Source organism: Azospirillum melinis, from assembly GCF_013340935.1.
Taxonomy (GTDB): domain Bacteria; phylum Pseudomonadota; class Alphaproteobacteria; order Azospirillales; family Azospirillaceae; genus Azospirillum; species Azospirillum melinis.
Map to the genome: position 1 here is coordinate 184,188 of NZ_WHOS01000001.1, position 20,260 is coordinate 204,447.

Consider the following 20,260-nt stretch of genomic DNA (forward strand, 5'->3'; position numbering starts at 1 on the left):
AAAGCTGTATTATCCATCATACAGGTTCCTGTCTGATGAATGGACAGCATTGGTTCCCGGTGGGACGGTTTCCGGTGGAAGGGGAGGCGGAGTGCTGTGAAGTCGGCGGTCGAACCCCTGAAGGCTCGCAGGATCTATCTGCTGCTGCGCGACCGCATCGTCGCCGGCGAGCTGCCGCCGGGCGCGCGCCTGCCGGGCGAACCGGCTCTGGCCGCCGAACATGCCGTGTCCCGCGTCACCGTGCGCCGCGCGCTGGACCTTCTGGACAAGGAAGGGCTGGTGCAGCGCAAGGCCGGGTCCGGCACCTTCGTCCACGACACGCGCGCTGTCCGGCCGATCGTCGCCGATCTGTCGAACGTGCTGTCGCACCTGATCGACATGGGCCGCAGCACCGACGTCAGGCTGCTGTCCTTCGGCTACGGCGTGCCGCCTGAGTCTATTGCCGAGAGCCTTGGCTTGAAACCCGGCGAGCGGGCGCAGCGGTCGGTGCGCGTGCGCCTGATCGACGGGGAGCCCTTCTCCTACCTCACCACCCATGTGCCGGAATGGATCGGCCTGACCTACTCGGAGGCGGAACTGGCAGCGCGCCCGCTGCTGGAACTGATCGAACGGTCGGGTGTGACGACGGAACGCGCCACCCAGGCGATCAACGCCACGTTGGCCGGTCCGGAAGCGGCGGCGGCGCTGGATCTGGAGATCGGTTCGCCGCTGCTGACCCTGACCCGCATTGTCTACGAGCCGTCGGGCCGCGGCGTGGAGCACCTCCACGCGCTGTACCGGCCCGACCGCTACAGCTTCCACATGGATCTGGTGCGCACCGGCAGCGACGGCGAACGGCGCTGGAGCCCGGCGCTCGGCTGGCCGCGCGCTGCTGACAAGAGCAAATCCGAGAAAAGCAAATCGGGCGAAAAGCCCACCCGCACCCCGCGGGTCATCAAACAGAGGAGTTGAGCGTTATGGGACGTTCGGTTCAGGACTCCACCCTCGCCGGCATTTCCCGCCGCACGGTTCTGAAGGCCGGTGCGGCGGCTGCCGCCGTCACCGCGCTGCCGTTTGCCGCCCCCTCGGTCCTGCGGGCGCAGACCCCGGCGGTGAAGATCGGCATCCTCCAGCCGGTGACCGGCGCGCTGGCCCATGACGGCGACCTAGGCCGGGCCGGTGCGGAGATGGCGATCAACGAGATCAACGCGGCCGGCGGCATCAAGTCGCTGGGCGGCGCCAAGCTGGAAATGCTGTTCGGCGACGCCCGCTCGACTCCCGAAGCCGGCACGCAGGAGGTGGAGCGGATGCAGGCCGAAGGCGTGTCCGCCATCGTCGGCGGCTTCGCCAGCCCGATTTGCCTCGCCGCGTCGCAGGCGGCGGCACGTTACGATCTGCCCTATCTGGTCGATGTCGGCGTGTCGGACCAGATCATGTCGCGCGGCCTGACCAACACCTTCCGCTTCAGCCCCGGTTTCGGCAAGGTCACCCAGGTGGCGCTCGACAACCTGACCGCCATCAACGACAAGGCGGGCAAGCCGGCCAAAACCGTCGTGCTGGTGCATGAGGACGGGCTGTTCGGCTCCGGCCTCGCCAAGCTGCTGCAAACCGAACTGCCCAAGCGCGGCTTCGAGATTCTGGAGACCATCGCCCACCCGACCCCGGCGCGCGACATGTCCAACGTGGCGCTGCGCATCCGCTCGCTGAACCCCGATCTGGTGATCCCGTCCAACTACTATGGCGAGTTCGTGCTGCTCGCCCGCACCATGCAGCAGCAGCGCATCAAGCCGAAGGGCATCTATGCGATCCTGGGCGGTGCGGCATCGAACGGCCGCTTCGTCAAGGAATTCCCGCAGGCGGCGCAGAACGTCATCGACTGCAACCACTGGCACGATCCGAAGAACCCGAAGGCGCTGGCGCTCCGCAAGGCGGTGGAAGGGCAGGGCAAGTCCTTCGCCTACAATGTCTCGCTGAACTATTCGAACGTCCTGCTGCTGGCCGACGCCATCGAGCGCGCGGGATCATCCGACCGCAAGAAGATCATCGAGGCGCTGAACGCCTCCACCTTCGCCGGCCACATCATGCCCTACGGCCCGACCAAGTTCGTCAACGGCCAGAACGAGGGCGCCACCCCGATCAACACCCAGATCCAGGGTGAGGACATCAAGGTGATCTTCCCCGACGCATTCGCCGAGGCGAAGGCCAACTTCCCGGCGGCCTGATCCGTTTTTCGCCGTCGCACCTCCGCATTCCCCCATCCGTCCGGGTCGCCGCGAGCCGGCCGACCCGGCGCGGGTGAGGGACCATTCCTCTCATGCGCGGGCTGCCATGTATTCACCTCAGATCATCCTGGAAGCGGCGCTGAACGGTCTGATGACCGGTGCGGTCTATGCCCTGATCGCGCTCGGCCTGACGCTGATCTACGGCGTGCTCCACATCATCAACTTCGCCCACGGCGCCCTTCTGACCTGTGCCATGTTCGCGGTCTGGATCGCCTGGGCGGCGCTGGGCATGGACCCCTATCTCGCCATCCTCCCGCTGGTGCCGCTGATGTTCGTGCTCGGCTACGGCCTGCAGCGCTTCGTCATCGGGCCGGCCAGCCATGGCGACGACGGCAACATCCTGCTGGTCACGCTGGGCCTGTCCATCGTGCTGGAGAATGTGCTGCTGGCGGTGTTCCAGTCCGACACCCGCACGCTTGACACCGATTATTCCTTCCAAGTGGTGGCTTTGGGACCGCTGCTGCTCAGCTATCCACGGCTGATCGGGCTGGGCGTCGCCGTGGTGGTCACCGGCCTCTTGTGGCTGGTGCTGAACCGCACCGACACCGGCAAGGCCATCCGCGCGGTCGCCAAGGAGAAGCTGGGCGCCAATCTGGTCGGCATCGACGTGCCGCATGTCTATGCCGTCACCTTCGGGTTGGGCTGTGCCTGTCTTGCCGTCGCGGCGGGGCTGCTGATGCCGACCTTCTACGTCAACCCGCGCATCGGCGGCGCCTTCGTGCTCGTCGCCTTCACCGTGGTGGTGCTGGGCGGCATGGGCTCGCTGCCCGGCGCGCTGCTGGGCGGCCTGTTCATCGGCGTGGTGGAGAGCCTGTGCGGCCTGTTCCTGGGCGACAGCCTGGGCCAGATCGGCATCTTCCTGATCTTCATCGCCGTGCTGCTGGTGCGGCCGACCGGACTGTTCGGAGCCAAGGCATGACCGCGCGCGACCTGATCCCGATCGGCGTCCTCACCGTCCTGGCGGCGCTGCTGCCGCTGGTGGTGACATCCAGCCCGGTGCTGAACTTCCTGGTCTTCATGCTGATCGTGGCGCTGGGCGCGCAGGGCTGGAACATCCTGGGCGGCTTCGGCGGCCAGTTCAGCTTCGGCCATGCCGCCTTCTTCGGCACCGGCGCCTATGTGACGGCGATCCTGCAACTGCGCTATGGCGTCAACGCCTGGGCCGGTCTGGTGCTAGCCGTGGCGGCCGGTGCGGCGGTCGGCTGGGTCATCGGCTTCCTCAGCTTCCGGTCGGGCCTGCGCGGCTCCTACTTCGCGCTGGTGACGCTGGCTTTTGCCGAAGTGTTCCGCATCCTCGCCAATGCGGCGTCATTCACCGGCGGTGCGGCGGGGTTGCTGATCAAGCTGGATGTCCGCGCCGCCAACCTGCAATTCGACGACCGCGCCGTCTTCTACTGGCTGGTGCTGGCCTTCGTTGCCGCGGTGCTGCTGCTGACGCGCTGGATCCAGCGCTCCCGCTTCGGGGCGCAGCTGGTGGCGGTGCGCGAGAACGAGGATGCGGCCAAGGCGCTGGGCGTCAATTCCCTGACGGTGAAGCTGCGCGCCATCGCTTTGTCCGGTGGGGTGACGGCGCTGTCCGGCTGCCTCTATGCCCAATATTTCCTCTACATCGACGCCAACATCGCCTATGGCAGCTGGATTTCGGTGGAGCTTCTGCTGGCCCCGATCATCGGCGGCGTCGGCACCGTCTTCGGTCCGGTGGTGGGGGCGCTGACCCTGCACGGGCTGGGCGAGGTCGCCAAGCAGTTCGCCGGCCGCATCCCCGGCATCGACCTGATCGTCTTCGGCGGCGTGCTGGTGCTGGCCGTGGCCTTTGCCCGCGGCGGCATCCTGGGCCTGCTGGAACGCTTAAGCGACCGCGGCCGCGGGATGGTCACGCGCGGACCCAAGGAGGTTTCCCATGCTGGCCGTTGATGGCGTTTCCAAGCGGTTCGGCGGGCTGATGGCGGTGGACAGCGCGACGCTGTCGCTGCAACCCGGAGGCATCGTCGGGCTGATCGGCCCGAACGGTGCCGGCAAGACCACGCTATTCTCGATGATTTCCGGCTTCGTCGCCCCCACCGACGGGCGCATCCGCTTCGATGGCACCGACATCACCGCCGAGGAGCCGCACCGCCGGGCGGAGCGCGGCATTGGTCGCACCTTCCAGATCGTCCAGCCCTTCGCCGGGCTGACGGTATGCGAGAACATCGCGGTCGGTGCCTATCTGCGCCATGCCAAACGGGCCGATGCAACCGCCAAGGCACGCGACGTGGCGCGCCGTGTCGGGCTGGGCGCCGAGCTTGACCGGCCGGCCGGCGGGCTGACGGTGGCCGGGCGCAAGCGGCTTGAGCTGGCCCGCGCGCTGGCGACCGAGCCGAAGCTGCTGCTGCTGGACGAGGTGCTGGCCGGGCTGAACCCGTCGGAAATCCGCGATATCATCCCGGTGATCCGGGGCATCCGCGACGAAGGGGTGACGATCCTGATGATCGAACACGTCATGCAGGCGGTGATGAACCTGTGCGAGCGCGTCTATGTGCTGGCACAGGGCCGCATGATCGCCGAGGGGCCGCCCGCCGTCGTCTGTGCCGATGCCCGTGTGATCGAGGCCTATCTCGGCCACGGCGCCGCCGCCCGGCTGAAGGCGGAGGGGGCGGCCCATGGCTGAGCAGCTTCTGGAAATCCGCGGGCTGAAGACCGGCTATGGCGCCACCGAGGTGCTGCGCGGCATCGACATGGCCGTCCATGCCGGCGAGATCGTCACGGTGCTGGGCTCCAACGGCGTCGGCAAGACCACGCTGAACAAGGTGATGTCGGGCGTGCTGCCGGCCTGGGCCGGCGAGATCCGCTTCGGCGGCACCCGCATCGACGGCAAATCCGCCGCGCGTATCGTGGAAGAAGGGCTGATCCAGGTGCCGGAAGGCCGCAAGATCTTCCCCAACCTGTCGATCCGCGAGAATCTGGAACTCGGCAGCTACCGGCGCGGCAAGTCGAACCGTGCACGGAACCTGGAGCGCATCTTCGCGACCTTCCCCCGGCTGAAGGAGCGCGAGGGCCAGTTCGCCGGCACTTTGTCGGGCGGCGAGCAGCAGATGCTCGCCATCGGCCGCGGCATGATGGCCGAGCCGCTGCTGCTGATCCTCGACGAGCCGTCGCTCGGCCTCTCGCCCCTGGTGGTGGAGGAGATGTTCGGGCTGATCCGCAAGCTGAATGAAGACGGGCTGGCAATCCTGCTGGTGGAGCAGAACGTCGTCCAGTCGCTGGAGGTCGCCCGCCGGGCCTACATCCTTGAGAACGGCGTCTTTGCGCTGTCGGGACCGTCCGACGAGATCGCGCGCGACCCCGAACTGAAACGCACCTATCTCGGCCTCTGAGGGGCTGTCCGCCTGGGAGCGGTGACATGACAAGCCTATCCTTCGACGTGAAGCCGGCGAGCGAGCTGCTCGCCGCCGCCCGCCCGTCCTGGCTCGACCGCTGGGGCGCCTTCGCCGCCGGCCTGACCTTCGCCGACCTGCCGGCCCCGGTGGTGGAACGGGCCAAGCTGGTGCTGCTCGACTGCATCGGCGTGATCGCCGCCGGCATGCAGGAACCGGAATGCCGTGCCCTGGTCGGCAGGATGGCTGAGACCGCCGGTGCCGGGGATTGCCCGGCCATCGGTTCGGGCCATGGCTTTCCCGCCGGCTCGGCCGCCTTCCTCAACGGCCTCGCCGGGACCATGCTGGAACTGGACGAGGGCAACCAGTATGCCCGCGGCCATCCGGGGATCCATGTGCTGCCGGCGGCACTCGCCGCCGGGCCGCGGCTGAACTCCTCCGGCGCCGATCTGCTGACCGCGCTGGCGCTGGGGTACGAGATCGGCTCGCGCATCGGCATCGCCGCCAAGCTGCTGGTCACCACCCACCCGCACGGCACCTGGGGCACGGCGGGTGCGGCGCTGGCGGTGGCGCACCTGAACCGGGCCGATGCGGCGGCGATGATCGAGACGATCAACATCGCCTCCACCCTCGGCCTCGCCACCAGCCGGCGGACGATGCTGGAGGGTGGCACCGTGCGCAACGCCTATGCCGGCGTGTCGAACCAGCTGGGCCTGACCGCCTGGGATCTGGCGGCCAGCGGCATCATCGGCGAGACCGACGGGGTCGGCAGCGTGTTCGGCGGCGTCATCGCCCGCGATTTTCGCCCGGACCTGATGGTGGACGAACTGGGCGAGCGCTGGGAGATCGCCCGCAACTACTTCAAGCGCCACGCCGCCTGCCGCTACACCCACGGCGCGCTCGATGCGCTGGGGGACATCGTGGCGCAGGCCGGCGGGCGGATCGCGCCGGAGCAGGTCGCCTCCATCGAGGTCGACACCTATGTCTGGGCCGCCCAGCTGAACGGCCCTGAACCGAAGAACATGCTGGCGGCGAAATTCTCGCTGCCCTTCGCGCTGGCGACCTTCCTCGCCAACGGGGCGGCGACGCCCGACGCCTTCCGCGACGAGGCCCGGCAGGCCCAGGCCACCCGCGATCTCGCCCGCCGGGTGACGGTGCGCGAGGATGTCGGCCTGACCGCCCGCCTTCCCGGACTGCGCCCGGCCCGTGTCCGCCTGACGCTCGCCGACGGCCGCAGCTTCGCGGCGGAGGCGCTGACCAACAAGGGCGACACCGAGGATCCCTACAGCCCGGACGAGGTGCGGGCGAAGTTCGCCGAACTCGCCGGCCCGGTCTGGGGCGCTTCGCACGCCGCCGCCATCGCCGACTGCGTCGAGACCATCGACCGCGCGGCCGATCTTTCAACCCTTACCCGGCTTCTGTCGGCGCCTGCCGCCGCCGGGGGGAGCGTCTGAGATGACCATGCCCGACCTCAGCTTCAAACAGCGGCTTTCCGAAGACCGCGTCGTGCTGGCTCCCGGCGTCTATGACGCCTTCACCGCGTCGATGGCCACCGCCGCCGGGTTCGAGGCGCTGTACTTGTCCGGTGCGGCCATCGCCTACACCCGGCTGGGCCGGCCCGACATCGGGCTGGTTTCGGTCAGCGAGGTGGCCGACACCATCGCCCTGGTGCGCGACCGCGTGCCGACGCCGCTGATCGTCGATGCCGATACCGGCTACGGCAACGCGCTCAACGTGCAGCGCACCGTGCGCACGTTCGAGCGCGCCGGCGCCACCGCGTTGCAGCTTGAGGACCAGAGCTTTCCCAAGCGCTGCGGCCACCTGACCGACAAGGCGGTGATCCCGGCCGGCGAGATGGCCGGCAAGATCAAGGCGGCGGTCGATGCCCGCGCCAGCGAAGGCACGCTCATCGTCGCCCGCACCGATGCGGTGGCGGTGGAAGGCGTTTCGGCCGCCCTCGACCGCGCCCGCCTTTATGTCGAGGCCGGGGCCGACGTGCTGTTCGTCGAGGCGCCGAAAAGCCGCGAGCAGCTGTCCGCCATCGCCACCGACCTGGGCGGCATCCGCCCGCTGCTCGCCAACATGGTGGAGGGTGGGCAGACGCCGATCAGCTCCGCCGCCGATCTGGCCGAGCTGGGTTACCGGCTGGTGATCTTCCCCGGCGGAATCGTGCGAGCGCTCGCTCGGCAAGCGCAGGACTATTACGGCTCGCTGGCGCAGCACGGCACCACCCAGCCTTTCCGCGACCGCATGTTCGACTTCAACGCGCTGAACGACCTGATCGGCACGCCGGAGATGCTGGCGCTCGGCGAAACCTATAAGGACTTTGGCCCCGCCAAGCGGGAGGACGCAGCATGACCACCAGAACCACCGCAATCGACCCCGTCACGCTGGCCGTCCTGAAGGGCCGGCTGGAGCAGATCGCCGACGAGATGGATGCGACGCTCTACCGCTCCGCCTTCAACCCGATCATCGCCGAGGCGCGCGACGCCTGCCACGGCCTCTACCATGCCGAGACCGGCGCCACGCTGGTGCAGGGCACCAATGGGTTGCCGATCTTCGTCGGCGCCATGGCCTTCGCGGTCAAGGCGGTGATCGACAAGGTGGTGAAGGAGGGCGACCTCCATCCCGACGACATCTTCCTGTTCAACGATCCCTATGACGGCGGCACCCACCTGAACGACTTCCGTCTGGTGCGGCCGATCTTCCGTCAGGGCCGGCTGTTCTGCTGGATGGCGTCGGTCGGCCATTGGCTCGACATCGGCGGCAACGTGCCGGGCAACTTCAACGCCCGCGCCACCGACAGCTTCCAGGAAGGCGTCCGCATCCCGCCGGTGAAGCTGGTCAAGGCTGGTGCGATGAACCACGATCTGCTGGCGATCCTCGCCGCCAATTCCCGTGTGCCGGTATCGAATTACGGCGACCTGAACGGCCAGTTGAATGCCCTGGACCTGGGCGTGCGCCGCCTGACCGAGCTGCTGGACGAGCATGGCGAGGAGACGGTCGCCGCCGCCTTCGACGCCTTCACCGCGCGGGCCGACGCGCTGATGCGCAGCGCCGTGTCCAAGCTGCCGGACGGCGTCTACAGCTTCGAGGATTATCTCGACAATGACGGCATCACGGCGGACCGGCTGCTCATCGCGCTGGACCTGACGATTGCCGGCGACCGGATGACGCTGGACTTCTCGCGGTCGTCGGCTCCCTGCGCCGGGCCGCTGAACATCGCCTATTCCACCGCGGTGGCCTGCTGCTATGTCGCGCTGAAGCATGTCTTCACCGACGTGCCGGCCAATGCCGGCTGCCTCAACCCGATCACCTTCGTCATCCCCGAAAGCACCCTGCTGGCGGTCAAGCCGCCGAAGCCGGTCGGCGGCTATACCGAAACCATCCTGCGGGTGATCGGCGTGGTGTTCGGCGCGCTGGCGCTCGCCGACCCGGCCCGCGCCACCGCCGCCCCCTTCGGCACCATCAACGCGCTGTCGCTGGCCGGCCACCGCAAGGACGGCTCGCGCTGGGTGATGTTCTCCTTCTTCGGCGGCGGCCTGGGCGGCAATCCGGAGACGGACGGGCTGAACCACGCCAACAACCCGATCTCCACCGCCACCATCCCGCCGGTGGAAATCCTCGAAGCCGCCTATCCGGTGATGTTCACCCAATGGGCTCTGCGCCCGGACTCCGCCGGTGCCGGCCTGCATCGCGGCGGGTTGGGCGCGGTCTACGAGATCGAGGCGCTGACCGACGCCGACGTCTTTTTGCTGGGCGAGCGCGGCGTCTTCGCGCCCTTCGGTGTCGCCGGCGGCATCCCGGCGGCGCTGAACCGCTTCACCTGGCAGAGCGACGAGGGCGAGAAGTCGCCGCCGCTCGCCTCCAAGGTCACCGACGTGAAAATCCGCGACGGCCAGCGCGTGCGGCTGGAGACGCCGGGCGGCGGCGGCTGGGGCGACCCGAAGCGCCGCGATGCGGAGGCTGTCGCCCGCGACGTGCGGCTCGGCTACCTCGGCCGTGACGCGGCGCGCAGCGCCTATGGCGTGGCGCTGACCGACGACGGCGCGCTCGACATCGCCGCCACCGCGACCTTGCGCGAATCCTCCGCCGCCTGACGATTCCGGGATCCAAGACCATGAGCAACGGTATTTCCATGGGTGCAGCCAAGGGCGCCCCCAAGGGCGCCATCGTCGGCGTCGATGTGGGCGGCACCTTCACCGACCTGTTCCATTACGACGAGGCGCGCGGCAGCTTCCGCACCGCCAAGGTTCCGTCCAACCGCGGCGACGAGGCGGTCGGCTTCCTGGCCGGTTTGCAGAGCTTCGGCCCGGTGGCGGAACTGGGCTCCATCGTACACGGCACCACCGTCGGCACCAACGCACTGCTGGAGCGCAAGGGCGCGAAGGTCGGGCTGATCACGACCGCCGGCTTCCGCGACGTGCTGGAGATGCGCCGCCGCGACCGACGCCACACCTGGGGCCTGTGGGGCGATTTCGTGCCCGTTGTCGACCGCGACATGCGGCTGGAGGTGGCGGAGCGCACGCTGGCCGATGGCACCATCCGCACCGGAATCGACCCGGAGGAGGTGCGCGCTTGCGCCCGCCGGCTGGCCGAGCAGGGGGCGGAGGCGCTCGCCATCGTCTTCATCAACGCCTATGCCAACCCGGCCAACGAGCTGGCGGCGCTGGAGGCGGCGCGCGAGGTCTGGCCGAACGCCAATCTCGAATGTTCCTCCCGCATCCTGCCGGAAATCCGCGAGTTCGAGCGCACCTCGACCACCGCGCTGAACGCCTATCTCCAGCCGGTGGTCGGCAGCTATCTCGCCAAGCTCGACAACGCGCTGGCCGGCGAAGGGTTCGGCGGCCGCTTCCATATCGTGCAGTCGAACGGCGGCGTGATGTCGACCGACACCGCAAGGCGTCTGCCGGTGCGCACCGCCCTGTCGGGCCCGGCGGCCGGCGTGATCGCGGCGGCGGCGATCTCGAAGGCGGCGGGCTTTCCCAACGTCATCACCGGCGACCTTGGCGGCACCAGCTTCGACGTGTCGCTGGTGGTGGAAGGGCAGACCATGCTGGCCGCCCAGACCACCATCGATTTCGGTCTGGTCGTCCGCACGCCGATGATCGAGATCACCACCATCGGCGCCGGCGGCGGCTCCATCGCCGGGGTCGATCCCGGCGGCATGCTCCAGGTTGGGCCGGAGAGCGCCGGTTCACGGCCGGGCCCGGTCTGCTACGGCCAGGGCAACACCCGCCCGACCCTGACCGACGCCAACGTGCTGCTCGGCCGCATCAATGCCGAACGCCCCATCGGCGGCAAGCTCGCGCGTCTGGACGTCGATGCCGCCCGCACTGCCATCGCCACCCATGTCGCCGAGCCGCTCGGCCTCGACGTCATGGCGGCGGCGGAAGCCGTGGTGCGCATCGCCAACAGCAAGATGGCCGGAGCCATCCGCCTCGTCTCCATCGAGCGCGGCCACGATCCGGCCAAATTCGCCGCCGTGCCCTTCGGCGGCGGCGGGGCGCTCCATGTCGGCGCGCTGATCAAGGAGGTCGGTTTGAAGGCGGCTCTGGTGCCGCGCTTCCCCGGCGTGACCTCGGCGCTCGGCTGCGTCATCGCCGACATCCGCCACGATCAGGTGCAGACGGTCAATCTGCCGCTGGCCGGCATCGACGCACGCTCGCTCGACCGCCGCATGGTGGAGGAGGCGACCGCAGCCCGCGCGGTGGTGGAGTCCGCCGGGCTCAGCGTCGAGCGCATCGACCTCGTCTTCGAACTGGACATGCACTACATCGGCCAGACCCATACGGTCGCCGTGCCGCTGCCGGTGTCGGTGGAGAACGACAGCACGGGGATCGACGAGGCGACCATCCACGCCGCCTTCGAGCGCGCCTATCAGGCCTCTTTCAGCCGTCTGCTGCCAGGGGTGGGGGCCAAGATCGTCAATCTGCGCACCGCCGCCATCGGCCGCCGTCCGCATTTCGACCTCTCTGCCCTGGCTCCGGCCGCCGGAACCACGGTGGAGGGCGCCTATGCCGGGTCGCGGCCGGTGTGGTTCGATGGGGCTTGGCATGAGACGGCGGTCTATAACCGGCTGGATCTGCCGGTCGGTGCCCTGATCCAGGGCCCGGCGATCCTTGAGCAGCCGGATGCCACCACCGTCATCGACCCCGACCTGTCCGCCCGTGTCGACGGCTTCGGCAACATCATTGTCGAAAGGAGCGCCCGATGAGCGCTGGCGTCTTCCCGGTCGAGCGCACCGCGCTGCTGGTCTGCGACCTCCAGAACGACTTCCTGCATCCCGAAGGCGCCTATGGCCGCGCCGGGCAGACGGCGGCGGAGATTGCGGCGCTGCCGGAGCGGGTCAAGCCGCTGGCCGATCTGCTGCGCTCGCGCGGCGGTTGGGTGATCTCCACCAACTTCACCCTGGTGCCGGGCCGCGGCGGCGAGCCGATGATCTCGCCTCATCTGAAGTCGCTGCGGCCCTTCCTGGCGAAGGGCGATTTCCAGCCCGGAAGCTGGGGTCACCGCACGGTGGATGCGCTCCAGCCCGTCGATGTCGAGGTGGAGAAAATCGCCTATTCCGCCTTCTACATGTCGCGGCTGGAATGGGTGCTGGCGAAATGCGGGGTGGAACGGCTGCTGGTCTGCGGCATCGTCACCAATGGCGGTGTCGCCTCGACCGTGCGCGACGCCCATGTCCGCGATTTCGAGACCATCCTGCTGGAGGACGGTTGCGCCGCCTTCAGCCCGGAGGTGCATGAGGTTTCCGTCGCAGCACTCCGTCCGGTCTGCCGGGTGGCGACAGTCGCCGCGATGCTGGAGGAGGTGGCGAACTCATGAGCCGCATCCTGCCCGCCGATGGCATCGAGTTCGAGTTCACCGTCCCCGTCGTCGTGATCGGCGGCGGAGCGGCCGGAATGGTCGCGGCGCTGGCCGCCCATGAGCGGGGGGCCGGCGTGCTGGTGCTGGAGCGCGATGCGCTGCCGCAAGGCTCCACCGCCCTGTCGGCCGGACTGATCCCGGCGCCGGGCACCCGCTGGCAGCGCGATGCCGGAATCGAGGACAGCCCGGAGCGCTTCGCCGCCGACATCATCGCCAAGGCGAAAGGGGAGCCGGACCCGCTTGAGGTCGCCCGCGTCGCCCAGGTGGTCGGGCCGGCCCTGGAATGGCTTGCCGACCGCTATGGCCTGCCGTTTTCGGTGGTGGACAATTTCAGCTATCCCGGACATAGCGCCCGTCGCATGCATGGGTTGCCCAGCCGGTCGGGAGCGGAACTGATCGACCGGCTGCGCGGTGCCGTGGAAACCGCCGGCATCGACGTGCTGTGCGAGGCGCATGTGACCGCGCTCCATGCCGATGGCGCACAGATTCGCGGTGTCGAGATCACGCGGCCCGACAGCAGTGTCGAGCGGGTCGGCTGCGGTGCGCTGATCCTTGCCTGCAACGGCTATGGTGGGAACAGGGCGCTGGTCGAGCGGCATGTGCCGGAACTGGCCGACGCGCTCTATTTCGGCCATACCGGCAACCAGGGCGACGCACTGCTGTGGGGCGAGGCGCTGGGGGCGGCAACCCGGCATTTGTCGGGGCATCAGGGCCATGGCTCGGTCGCTCATCCCGCTGGCATCCTCGTCACCTGGGCGACGATTACCGAGGGCGGCGTGCAGGTGAATGCGGAGGGGCGGCGCTTCTCCAACGAGGCGCAGGGCTATTCGGAACAGGCGGCGGTGGTGCTGCGCCAGCCGGACGGCATCGCCTGGACCGTCTTCGACGAGCGCATCGCCGCCATCGCCCGTCAGTTCGAGGATTTCCGGCAGGCCGAGGCGATGGGCGCGGTGTTGAGCGCCGGCACGCCGGCCGAACTGGCCCGGCTGATGAAGATCGACGCAAATGCCCTCGCCGCCACGCTGGCCGACATCGACCGGCTGAAGGCAGAGGGTGGAACCGATGGGTTCGGTCGCGACTTCGCCGGCTCGGCCCCGCTGGTTCCTCCCTATCGCGCCGTCCGCGTCACCGGTGCGCTGTTCCACACCCAGGGCGGGCTGGTCGTCGATGACGAGGCGCGTGTTCTGGACGGGCAGGGGACGCCGCTGTCCAACCTTTATGCCGCTGGCGGGGCGGCCTGCGGCGTGTCGGGATCTAAGGCGTCCGGCTACCTGTCCGGCAACGGCCTGCTGACCGCGGTGGCGCTGGGGCGCATCGCCGGGATGGCCGCCGCAAGCGCCGTTAGTGAGGAAACCAGCCAATGACCGCACAGCCACGCAGCCTGTTCGAGAAGGTCTGGGACGCCCATGTCGTGGCAACCCGGCCGGACGGTCAGGCCTTGCTCGCCATCGACCGTCATTTCCTGCACGAAGGGTCCTTCCACGCCTTCGGCATGATCGACCATGCCGGCCGCAAGGTGCGCCGGCCGGAGCTGACCTTCGCCGTCGCCGACCATTACGTTCCCTCGCACAGCCGGTCCAGGCCGATTGCCGATCCCGAGATCGCCAACATGGTGACGATGCTGGAGGCGAATGCCGGCCGCCACGGCCTGCGCCATTTCGGCCTGCACGATCCGGCCCAGGGCATCGTCCATGTGCTGGCGCCGGAACAGGGGCTGACGCTGCCCGGCCTGACCATCGTCTGCGGCGACAGCCACACCTCGACCCACGGGGCTTTCGGCGCGCTGGCCTTTGGCATCGGCGCCACCGAGGTGTCGCATGTGCTGGCGACCCAGACCCTGTGGCAGCGCCGGCCCAAGACGATGCGCATCACGGTGGATGGCGTGCTGGGGCCGCATGTGACGGCCAAAGACCTGATCCTGGCGGTGATCGCCGCCATCGGCGCCGACGGGGCCGCCGGCCATGTCATCGAATATGCGGGCAGCGCCATCCGTGCCCTGTCGATGGAAGGCCGCCTGACCGTCTGCAACATGTCGATCGAGGCCGGGGCGCGGGCCGGCATGATTGCGCCGGACGACACCACCTTCTCCTGGATCGAGGGCCGGCCCTTCGCCCCCAAGGGGGATCTGTTCGGCCGCGCTGTGGAGCATTGGCGCACCCTGCCCAGCGATCCGGACGCCGTTTTCGACCGCGAGGTGACGCTCGATGCCGCCGACATAGCCCCGGCGGTGACCTGGGGCACCAGCCCGGAAACCGCGGTTCCGGTAACCGCTGTCGTTCCCGATCCCGCATCCGAGGCCGATCCGGTACGCGCCGGCCAGATGCGCAAGATGCTGGATTACATGGGCCTCACCCCCGGCGTGGCGTTGGAGGAGGTGACCATCGACCGCGTCTTCATCGGCTCCTGCACCAATGCCCGGCTGGAAGATCTGCGCGCCGCCGCCGCGGTGCTGCGCGGCCGTCGCGCGGCGGTGCCGGGGTTGGTGGTTCCGGGCTCGGTCCCGGTGCGCATGCTGGCGGAGGCGGAAGGGCTGCACCGGGTCTTCATCGACGCCGGGCTGGAATGGGGCGAACCGGGCTGCTCGATGTGCGTCGGCATCAACGGCGACCTCGTTCCGGCGGGGGAGCGCTGCGCCTCCACCACCAACCGCAACTTCCCCGGCCGCCAGGGGCCGAACGCCCGCACTCATCTGATGAGCCCGGCGATGGCCGCCGCCGCCGCCGCTACCGGCAAACTCACCGATGTCCGCAAGCTGGGAGTTTCCTGAGGATGGAGCCCTTCGTCACGCTGACCGCGCCGGCGGTGCCGCTCGACATCGCCAACATCGACACCGACCAGCTGCTGCCCGCCCGCTTCCTGAAGAAGCCGCGCAGCGCAGGCTATGGCAACTTCCTGTTCCATGACGAGCGCAAGCCGGGCTTCCCGCTGGACGACCCGGCCTATGCCGGCGCCCGCATTCTGGTGAGCGACCGCAACTTCGGCTGCGGATCCTCGCGCGAGGGCGCTGTCTATGCGCTGGTGGACGGTGGATTCCGCTGCGTCGTCGCCCCCAGCTTCGGCGACATCTTCGCCGCCAATGCCGCCAAGAACGGCCTGCTGACCGTCACCCTGCCGGAGGAGACGGTGGCACTGCTGCGCCGACAGTTGCAGGCGACGCCGGGTACCGCCGTCACCGTGGACCTGCCGGCCCAGAGCCTGACCGGTCCGGATGGCCGGGTGTTGTCCTTCGCCATCGATCCCTTCAAGAAGGACTGTCTGGTCGAAGGGCTGGACGACGTTGCCCTGACCCTGCGCCAGCAGGGCGCCATCGACGCCTTCGACCGCGAGGACGTGGTGCGGCGGCCGTGGGTGGTGCCTGCCGAGGTATAATTCGCGTGCGATGATCCCCTCCCCCGGGGGAGAGGGGATCTTCGTCCTATTCCGCCTTGATCCCCAGCACCTCGGCGGCGATCTTCGCGACATTGCCGTTGATGGGGGGCGGGGCGATGTTCACACCGTCCTTCAAGGCGGCGGTGACGAGCTCCAGCACTTTGAGGCGGGCGTGCCATTTGGAGTTCGCCTCCACCGCATGCCAGGGCGCGTTGGTGGTGGAGGTGCGTTCAAACATCGTTTCCGCCGCTTTGACGTAGTCGTCCCATTTGGCGCGGTTGCGCAAATCCTCCTCGGTCAGTTTCCAGCGCTTGTAGGGGTTCTTCATCCGCTCGCGGAAGCGCTCCAGTTGCTCCTCCGGAGTGATGTGCAGGAACAGCTTGACGATGCGCACGCCGTCGTCGGTCAGCAGCCGTTCGAACTCGTTGATCTCGTCATAGGCACGCTTCCACTGGTCCTTGGTGGCGAACTTCTCCACCCGCTCCACCATGACGCGGCCGTACCAGGACCGGTCGAAGATGGCGAAGGTGCCGGGCGCCGGCAGCTTGGTCCAGAAGCGGTACAGGTAATGCTTTCCCTGCTCGTCCGCGGTGGGGGCGGAGATCGGCCAGACATGGAAGCCGCGGGGGTCGAGCGGCTCGGTCATGCGACGAATGGCCCCGCCCTTGCCGGCCGCGTCCCAGCCCTCGAACACCACGATGGCGCGGCGTTTCTCGTGCCAATAGGTCTGCTGGATGTGCAGAAGCTCCTTCTGCAGCTTACCGAGTCGGCGGTCATATTCCTCCGCCGTCTCGATCCGCACCTTGTCCTGGTCCAGTTTCCCGAGACGGATTTTCGAGACCTTGCCGGGCTTCTCGGCCATGCGTTGCATCCTGTGCTGGTGGGTTCGGTTGCGGCTTGCCAACAGGGCGGGCGGAACCTTCACCGCCCCTGCGGGTTGTCCGGCGGGGGCACGGTGTCGGCATCTGCGTCGGCGCCGGCATACCCGTGAGGGAAAAGCACCGATGCCGCCTGGTCGATCCCACAACGGGGAGCGGCAGGCTGTCAACGGAGAAGCAGGGCCAAGGAAGGGGGTTCCATGAGCATCGTCGGACCGCGCATCTACAACCTGTTTCCGACCCTGGTCGGTCCCGTGCGCGATTGGGCCGGGCACCTGCCGCGGATCCAGGGGATGGGTTTCGACTGGATATTCCTGAACCCGATCCACCAGCCCGGATTTTCCGGCAGCCTGTATGCCATCAAGGACCCCTACCGGCTGCATGACGCGCTCCGCGGCGGGTCGCACGAGAGCGACGACGAGCTTCTGCGCCGCTTCACGGCTGACGCCGCGGCGCATGGACAGTCGGTGATGATGGACTTCGTCATCAACCACACCTCGCGCGATGCGCTGCTGGTCGAGCGTCACCCCGACTGGTACAAGCGAGGTCCCGACGGCGACCTGCACCGTCCGGGTGCGGTCGATCCCAACAACACCGCCCATGTCACGGTGTGGGGCGACCTTGCCTCGCTCGACTATGACCGGGCGGACTCGCGCGCCGGGCTGATCGGCTACTGGTCCGACTATCTGCGCCATTACATCGGGCTTGGCGTGCGGGGGTTCCGCTGCGACGCCGCCTATCAGGTGCCGGCGGATGTGTGGAAGAGCCTGATCGACGCCGCCCATGCCGTGAACCCGGAGGTGAAATTCTTCGCCGAAACGCTGGGCTGCACGGTGGAGCAGGTCCGCGAGCTGTGCGGCGCCGGCTTCGACTTCCTGTTCAACAGCGCCAAGTGGTGGGATTTCAAAGCCGACTGGCTGCTGGACCAGTATGAGGAATTCCGCTGGATCGCCCCGTCCATCGCCTTTCCGGAAAGCCACGACACCGACCGGCTGGCCGCGGAGGTCGGCAGCCAGGACGCCGTGCGGCTCGCCGCCCAGCTGAAGATGCATTACCTGTTCGCCGCCAGCTTCTCCACCGGCGTGCTGATGCCGGTCGGCTTCGAATATGGCTTCACCCGCAAGCTGGACGTGGTGCGCACCAGCCCGGCCGACTGGGAGCAGCCGAAGCTTGACCTCACTGGCTTCATCGGCGCCGTCAACGCCATGAAGGCCGCCACCCCGGCCCTGAACGTCGAGGGGCCGCAGCGCCGCGTGACCTCCCCGCACAGCCCGGTGCTGGGGCTGATCCGGCAGGTGGACGGCGCAGCCCTCGACCAACCCGACGGCTGCGCCATCCTGGTGCTGAACCCGGACGAGAACCGGACGCACACGCTGGATGTCGGCCCGATCCTGGCAGCCACCGGCGGCACCTACGAGGCGTTCGAGGACGTGACGCCGGAGGCCGAGCCGCTGCCGATGGAGCCGGGCGCGCCGATGACGCTGCGCCCGATGGAACTGCGCGTCTTCCGCGCTCGCGCTGCCCGCAGCCATGCCATCGAACTGCATGATGTGGAAGAGCGGGAATGGATGGATTCCATCGCCGCCGGCCGCATGACCATCGAGAATGTCTACCCGGAACTGGACGGCGGCCGCTTCGCCATCAAGCGCGCGGTCGGCGATGTGATGGAGGTGTGGGCGGACATTTACACCGACGGCACCTTCGTGCTTGCGGCGTCCGTCATGTACAAGGCGGACGGCGATGACGGGTGGAGCGAAGCGCCGATGCGCTTCCACGAGAACGACCGCTGGGTCGGCCGCGTCCCGCTGACCCGCAACGCTCGCTACACCTACAGCATCGAAGCCTGGCGCGACGTGTGGGAAAGCTGGCGCGCCGACTTCAAGAAGAAGGTCGATGCCGGCATGGTCGTCGATCTTGAGCTGGTGGAGGGCCGCCGCTTCGTCGAGCAGGCGCTGGACTTGAACCATGGTGACGGGCGTGCGGCGCTCCAGGCGGTGATCGAGCGGATGCAGGCGCTGTCGGGCCGCGAGGCCATCGACTATGCCCTGTCGGACGAGCCGCGCCGCGTCATGAAGCAATATGGCGAGCGGCAGTACAAGTCGCGCTACGTGCGTGAGTTGGAGGTCTATGTCGACCGCACCGCCGGCGCTTATTCGGCATGGTTCGAGATCTTCCCGCGCTCGGCCTCGCCCGACCCGTCGCGTCCCGGCACTTTCGACGATGTGGTGAACCTGTTGCCCATGGTGCGCGACATGGGCTTCGACGTGCTGTATTTCCCGCCGATCCACCCCATCGGCCGCGCCTTCCGCAAGGGCAAGAACAACACGCTGAACCCCGGTCCCGACGATCCCGGCGTGCCCTATGCCATCGGTGGCGAGGAGGGCGGGCACGACGCCATCGACCCGATGATCGGCGACTTAGACAGCTTCCGCCGGCTGGTGCGCGAGGCCAAGCGCCATGGCATCGAGATCGCGCTGGACTTCGCCGTCCAGTGCTCGCCCGACCATCCCTGGGTGAAGGAGCATCCGCACTGGTTCTACTGGCGGCCCGACGGCACCATCCGCTATGCCGAGAACCCGCCGAAGAAGTATCAGGACATCGTCAATGTCAGCTTCTACCGCCAGTCCTATCCGGACCTGTGGTATGCGCTGCGCGACGTGGTGCTGATGTGGTGCAAGGAGGGTGTGCGCATCTTCCGTGTCGACAACCCGCACACCAAGCCCTTCCCCTTTTGGGAATGGATGATCCGCGAGGTGCAGGACCGCTATCCCGACGCCCTGTTCCTGGCCGAGGCCTTCACCCGTCCGAAGCTGATGAAGCGGCTGGCCAAGGTCGGCTTCACCCAGTCCTACAGCTACTTCACCTGGCGCACCACCAAGCCGGAACTGACCGAGTACCTGACCGAGCTGACGCAGGGTGAATCGCGGGAGTATATGCGGCCGAACTTCTTCGCCAACACGCCGGACATCCTGCCGCCGATCCTGACCCATGGTGGCCGTCCGGCGCACATGATGCGGGCGGTTCTGGCGGCGACGCTGGCCGGCGTCTATGGGCTCTACGGTCCCTACCTGCTGTGCGAGGCGGAAGCCTATCCCGGCAAGGAGGAGTACAATCACTCGGAGAAGTATGAGGTCCGGCACTGGGACTGGAACAAGCCCGGCAACATTCGCGACTACGTCACCGCCATCAACCGCATCCGTGCCGAGAACCCGGCGTTGCAGCAGTTCACCAATCTGAAATTCTACAACGCCTTCGACGACAACATCCTGCTGTACGGCAAGATGACGGCGGCGAAGGACAACGTGATCCTGATCGCGGTGAACCTGGATCCGTACAACGGCCATGGCGGGACCATCGAGGTGCCGCTGTGGGAGCTGGGCCTGTCCGACGGCGCGCATGTCCAGGTGGAGGACCTGTTCAGCGGCCACCGCTTCACCTGGATCGGCAAGTTCCAGAATGTCTGGCTGGATCCCCACCGCAACCCGGCGGCGATCTGGCGGATCGTACCGCCGGGGGTGTGAGGAAAGGA

The 20,260-nt window shown here is 68.2% G+C and carries 16 protein-coding genes; 15 read left to right on the forward strand and 1 reads right to left on the reverse strand.

Annotation, left to right across the window (positions count from 1 at the left end; all coding sequences use genetic code 11):
- Window positions 1-96 precede the first annotated feature (96 nt).
- The 14 genes from GBZ48_RS00855 to leuD all read left to right on the forward strand — a co-directional run bounded on the left by GBZ48_RS00855 (window position 97) and on the right by leuD (window position 15,853).
- Window positions 97-951, forward strand: coding sequence for a UTRA domain-containing protein (locus GBZ48_RS00855; RefSeq protein WP_174469247.1), 855 nt, complete (start codon window positions 97-99; stop codon window positions 949-951).
- Between the two features lie 5 nt (window positions 952-956).
- Window positions 957-2,201, forward strand: a complete 1,245-nt coding sequence (locus GBZ48_RS00860; RefSeq protein WP_174469248.1) for an ABC transporter substrate-binding protein — start codon at window positions 957-959, stop codon at window positions 2,199-2,201.
- Between the two features lie 106 nt (window positions 2,202-2,307).
- On the forward strand, window positions 2,308-3,180 hold the full coding sequence (locus GBZ48_RS00865) for a branched-chain amino acid ABC transporter permease (RefSeq protein WP_174469249.1): 873 nt from the start codon (window positions 2,308-2,310) through the stop codon (window positions 3,178-3,180).
- Complete coding sequence (locus GBZ48_RS00870) at window positions 3,177-4,175, forward strand: branched-chain amino acid ABC transporter permease (RefSeq protein ID WP_174469250.1); 999 nt, start codon at window positions 3,177-3,179, stop codon at window positions 4,173-4,175. The genes GBZ48_RS00865 and GBZ48_RS00870 overlap by 4 nt, the downstream gene beginning before the upstream one ends.
- Window positions 4,162-4,908 (forward strand): ABC transporter ATP-binding protein, encoded by a 747-nt coding sequence (locus tag GBZ48_RS00875; protein ID WP_174469251.1) that lies wholly within the window; start codon window positions 4,162-4,164, stop codon window positions 4,906-4,908. Before GBZ48_RS00870 ends, GBZ48_RS00875 begins: the two co-directional genes overlap by 14 nt.
- Window positions 4,901-5,614: an ABC transporter ATP-binding protein gene (locus GBZ48_RS00880; protein WP_174469252.1), complete on the forward strand. Its 714-nt coding sequence runs from the start codon at window positions 4,901-4,903 to the stop codon at window positions 5,612-5,614. The genes GBZ48_RS00875 and GBZ48_RS00880 overlap by 8 nt, the downstream gene beginning before the upstream one ends.
- Window positions 5,615-5,640: 26 nt before the next feature.
- The gene (locus tag GBZ48_RS00885) at window positions 5,641-7,068 is read left to right on the forward strand and encodes an MmgE/PrpD family protein (protein WP_174469253.1); all 1,428 of its coding nucleotides are present in this window, start codon (window positions 5,641-5,643) and stop codon (window positions 7,066-7,068) included.
- Between the two features lies 1 nt (window position 7,069).
- On the forward strand, window positions 7,070-7,972 hold the full coding sequence (locus GBZ48_RS00890) for an isocitrate lyase/PEP mutase family protein (protein ID WP_174469254.1): 903 nt from the start codon (window positions 7,070-7,072) through the stop codon (window positions 7,970-7,972).
- Window positions 7,969-9,714 carry a hydantoinase B/oxoprolinase family protein gene (locus tag GBZ48_RS00895; RefSeq protein WP_174469255.1) on the forward strand — a complete coding sequence of 582 codons (1,746 nt, stop codon included), beginning with the start codon at window positions 7,969-7,971 and terminating at the stop codon, window positions 9,712-9,714. The genes GBZ48_RS00890 and GBZ48_RS00895 overlap by 4 nt, the downstream gene beginning before the upstream one ends.
- 20 nt (window positions 9,715-9,734) lie before the next feature.
- Window positions 9,735-11,831, forward strand: coding sequence for a hydantoinase/oxoprolinase family protein (locus tag GBZ48_RS00900; protein ID WP_174469256.1), 2,097 nt, complete (start codon window positions 9,735-9,737; stop codon window positions 11,829-11,831).
- Entirely contained in the window at window positions 11,828-12,442 is a 615-nt protein-coding gene (locus GBZ48_RS00905) for a cysteine hydrolase family protein (RefSeq protein WP_174469257.1), read from the forward strand. Before GBZ48_RS00900 ends, GBZ48_RS00905 begins: the two co-directional genes overlap by 4 nt.
- Complete coding sequence (locus GBZ48_RS00910) at window positions 12,439-13,848, forward strand: FAD-dependent oxidoreductase (protein ID WP_174469258.1); 1,410 nt, start codon at window positions 12,439-12,441, stop codon at window positions 13,846-13,848. Before GBZ48_RS00905 ends, GBZ48_RS00910 begins: the two co-directional genes overlap by 4 nt.
- Window positions 13,845-15,251 (forward strand): 3-isopropylmalate dehydratase large subunit, encoded by a 1,407-nt coding sequence (leuC, locus tag GBZ48_RS00915; RefSeq protein ID WP_174469259.1) that lies wholly within the window; start codon window positions 13,845-13,847, stop codon window positions 15,249-15,251. Before GBZ48_RS00910 ends, leuC begins: the two co-directional genes overlap by 4 nt.
- A 2-nt stretch (window positions 15,252-15,253) precedes the next feature.
- Window positions 15,254-15,853 (forward strand): 3-isopropylmalate dehydratase small subunit, encoded by a 600-nt coding sequence (leuD, locus tag GBZ48_RS00920; protein ID WP_174469260.1) that lies wholly within the window; start codon window positions 15,254-15,256, stop codon window positions 15,851-15,853.
- Between the two features lie 46 nt (window positions 15,854-15,899).
- Here leuD and GBZ48_RS00925 read toward each other — a convergent pair whose 3' ends face one another.
- A complete protein-coding gene (locus tag GBZ48_RS00925; RefSeq protein WP_246306902.1) occupies window positions 15,900-16,715 on the reverse strand; it encodes a polyphosphate kinase 2 family protein in 816 nt (271 codons plus the stop codon).
- A 216-nt stretch (window positions 16,716-16,931) separates the two neighbouring features.
- On the opposite strand from GBZ48_RS00925, the gene GBZ48_RS00930 reads away from it, so the two are divergent.
- The gene (locus GBZ48_RS00930; RefSeq protein WP_174469262.1) at window positions 16,932-20,252 is read left to right on the forward strand and encodes a maltotransferase domain-containing protein; all 3,321 of its coding nucleotides are present in this window, start codon (window positions 16,932-16,934) and stop codon (window positions 20,250-20,252) included.
- The last annotated feature ends 8 nt before the right edge of the window (window positions 20,253-20,260 follow it).